Here is a 3,073-nt window from a genome sequence, read left to right on the forward strand (position 1 = left end):
CTCGAAGCGCCGGGTGCGCAGCCGTGTCGGGGTGGGCGCGCCGACCGGGCGCCCGGCGGGCTCGTCGCCACCCCCCGGGGTCGGCGACGGGCCGTTGCCGGCATCCGGTGGCAGGGAATCGCCGTCGTCGCGGCCGCCGGACGACGGCTCACGCGAACCCTGACCATCGGTCACGGTGTCCGCGGACCCCGGCCCCGGGCCGGCCGGGGGGCCGGGCGCCTCGCCCTCGTCGGGTTCGGCCCCCGGCGCCCCGCCCTGGTCGGCGCCGTCCGGTCCCGGGGAGTCCGGGCCGCCGTCGTCGTCGGGACCGCCCTCACCGCCCGACGGCGGGTCCGGCGGCTGGTCGTCGTCGAAGTCCTGCACCGCCTGCTCCGCCTGCTCGAGGGCCTTCGCCAGCTCCTCCTCGGACAGCGACGGCTCGTCGAACGGGTCCCGGCGGCGCCGGTGCGGCAGCGCGAGCCGGGCGGCGGCCCGCACGTCGTCGACGTCGACCGCGGCCGCCCCCCGCCATGCCGCGTGGGCGACGGCGGTGCGCGCGACTACCACGTCCGCCCGCATCCCGTCCACCTCGACGGCAGCGCACACCGCGGAGATCCGCACCAGCTCGCGGTCCGACAGCGCCACGGCGCCCAGCCGGTCGCGGGCCTCCTCGAGCCGGCGGCGCAGCTCGTCCTCGGCGCCGGCGAAGCGGGCGGCGAACCCGGCGGGGTCGGCGTCGTGGGCGAGGCGGCGGCGCACCACCTCGGTCCGCTCGGCGACCTCCCGAGAGGCTGTCACCGCCACGGTCAGGCCGAACCGGTCGAGCAGCTGCGGGCGCAGCTCGCCCTCCTCGGGGTTCATCGTCCCGACCAGCAGGAACCGCGCCGGGTGCGCGAACGAGATGCCGTCGCGCTCGACGTGCGAGCGCCCGGACGCGGCGGCGTCGAGGAGCAGGTCGACGAGGTGGTCGTGCAGGAGGTTGACCTCGTCGACGTAGAGCACGCCGCGGTGCGCGGCCGCGAGCAGCCCGGGCTGCACCGAGCCGCGGCCGTGGGCCAGTACCTCCTGCAGGTCGAGCGAGCCGATCAGCCGGTCCTCGGAGGCCCCGACCGGCAGCTCCACGAGGCGGGCGGGGCGCCGCTCGACGGCTGCGTCCGGGCCGAACGGACCGTCGGGGCTCTCCTCACCCGCGTCGACGTCCACGCCGAAGCGGTCGCCGGCACGCACCGTCACGTCGGGGAGGAGCCCGGCGAGCGCCCGCACGATGGTCGACTTCGCGGTCCCCTTCTCGCCGCGCACCAGCACGCCGCCGATCCCGGGGTCCACGGCCGAGAGCAGCAGCGCCAGCCGCAGGTCGGGATGGCCGACGACGGCCGAGAAGGGGAAGGTCACGGGAGGCGACCCTAACCCGGGACGCCACCGGACATCTCATCGGACGCTGAGATGTGCGCCCGGCACCTCGCGGCCCGGAGCACGAGCAGGTCGCGCTCGGCGACGCTCGTCGCCGCCGCGGCCGCGCTCCGGTAGGCCTCGTGGGCGGCTGCGTGGTCCCCGAGCCGGGCGAGCAGGTGGGCCCGCGCCGCCGGCAGCCGGTGACCCAGCCGGCGGGCCTCGCCCTCGAGCGCGTCCAGCAGCGCCAGGCCCGCGCGGGGCTCGCCGGCCTCGCCCGCCGCGACGGCCCGGTTGAGCGCCACCACCGGCGAGGGGTCGACCCGCAGCAGGACGTCGTAGAGCCCGACGATCTGGGCCCAGTCGGTCGCGGCCAGGTCGGAGGACTCGGCGTGCACCGCGGCGATCGCGGCCTGCAGCTGGTAGGCACCGACCCGGCCCCGGCGCATCGCCCGCTCGACGCGCTGCGTGCCCTCGGCGATCAGCTCCTGGTCCCAGCGCGTCCGGTCCTGCTCGTCGAGCGGGACGAACCGACCGTCGGGACCGGTCCGCGCCGGGCGCCGGGCCTCGGTGAGCAGGACCAGCGCGAGCAGCCCGCCGACCTCGGGTTCGTCGGGCAGGAGCCGGTCGAGCTCGCGGAGCAGGCGCACCGCCTCGGCCGCGGCGTCCCCGCGGGCGAGGTCGCCGCCGGCGTCGCCGGGCGCGTTCCCGGCCGTCGCGAGCAGGTAGAGCACGTGCAGCACCGCCCGGAGCCGGCCGGGCCACTCCGGCGACGTCGGAAGTCGGAAGCGGGCGCCGGCCTCGCGGATGGCCTGCTTCGCCCGGTGGATCCGCTGGTCGACCGCAGCCTCGGTGAGCAGCAGCAGCCGGGCGATCCCGGGCGTGGTCAGGCCGCCGACGGCGCGAAGGGTGAGCGGGATCGCCGCCGACGGGGCCAGCGCCGGGTGCGCGCAGCAGAACAGCAGCGCGAGCGAGTCGTCGCGCGAGGGCGCCAACGAGGTCGGGAGTCCCGGGTCGGCGACGACGACGGCGTCCTCCCGGGCGCGCCGGGCGGTGTCGCTGCGGACCCGGTCGACGTGGCGGCGGACCGCGGTCGTGACCAGCCACGCCGCGGGGTCGTCCGGCACCCCGCGCTCCGGCCACGCGCCCGCGGCGGCGAGGAGCGCCTCCTGGACGGCGTCCTCGGCGTCGGCGAGGTCGCCGAGGCGCCGGGCGAGGGCCGCGAGGGCCCGCGGGGCGTGGGCGCGCAGCAGGTCCTCGAGGCCCTCGGCGTCGGCGGTCGCCACCCTCACTCCCAGGTGAACATGACGGCGCGCACCTCGATGCGGTTGTTGATCGGCTTCCCGCCCGGGCCGGGCGCGGCCGCGACCTGCGCGGCGATCTCGACCGCGCGGTCCTCGTCGACGACGTCGACGAGCTGGTAGCCGGCGAACAGCTCGGTGCTCTCCGGGTAGGGCCCGTCGGTGACGATCGGGCTGCCCGCCTCGAGCCCGTGGACGATCCGGGCGCTCGCCGGGTCGGCGAGGGCCTGCATCGTCAGGAGCTCGCCGCTCTCGGTGAGCTGGGCGTTGATCGCCCGCAGGGCGGCGAGGTGGGCCTCGGCGTCGGCCGGGTCCCACTCCGTCATCGGCGCGACGGCGGTCTCGGAGGCGTTGTGGCGGGTCAGCAGCAGGAACTTCACGGCGATCTCCTCGCTCGGTGTGGC

General features: G+C 77.8%; 3 protein-coding genes. All 3 read right to left on the bottom strand.

All coding sequences use genetic code 11. From position 1 onward, the window contains the following. The coding region (locus VGH76_RS26465; RefSeq protein WP_331559757.1) for an ATP-binding protein at positions 1-1,371 on the bottom strand (1,371 nt) is incomplete at its 3' end. An 11-nt stretch (positions 1,372-1,382) separates the two neighbouring features. After that, complete coding sequence (locus tag VGH76_RS26470) at positions 1,383-2,654, bottom strand: RNA polymerase sigma factor (protein ID WP_331559758.1); 1,272 nt, start codon at positions 2,652-2,654, stop codon at positions 1,383-1,385. A 2-nt stretch (positions 2,655-2,656) separates the two neighbouring features. Further along, the coding region (locus tag VGH76_RS26475; RefSeq protein WP_331559759.1) for a YciI family protein at positions 2,657-3,073 on the bottom strand (417 nt) is incomplete at its 5' end.

Source organism: Actinomycetospora sp. (assembly GCF_036497585.1).
Taxonomy (GTDB): domain Bacteria; phylum Actinomycetota; class Actinomycetes; order Mycobacteriales; family Pseudonocardiaceae; genus Actinomycetospora.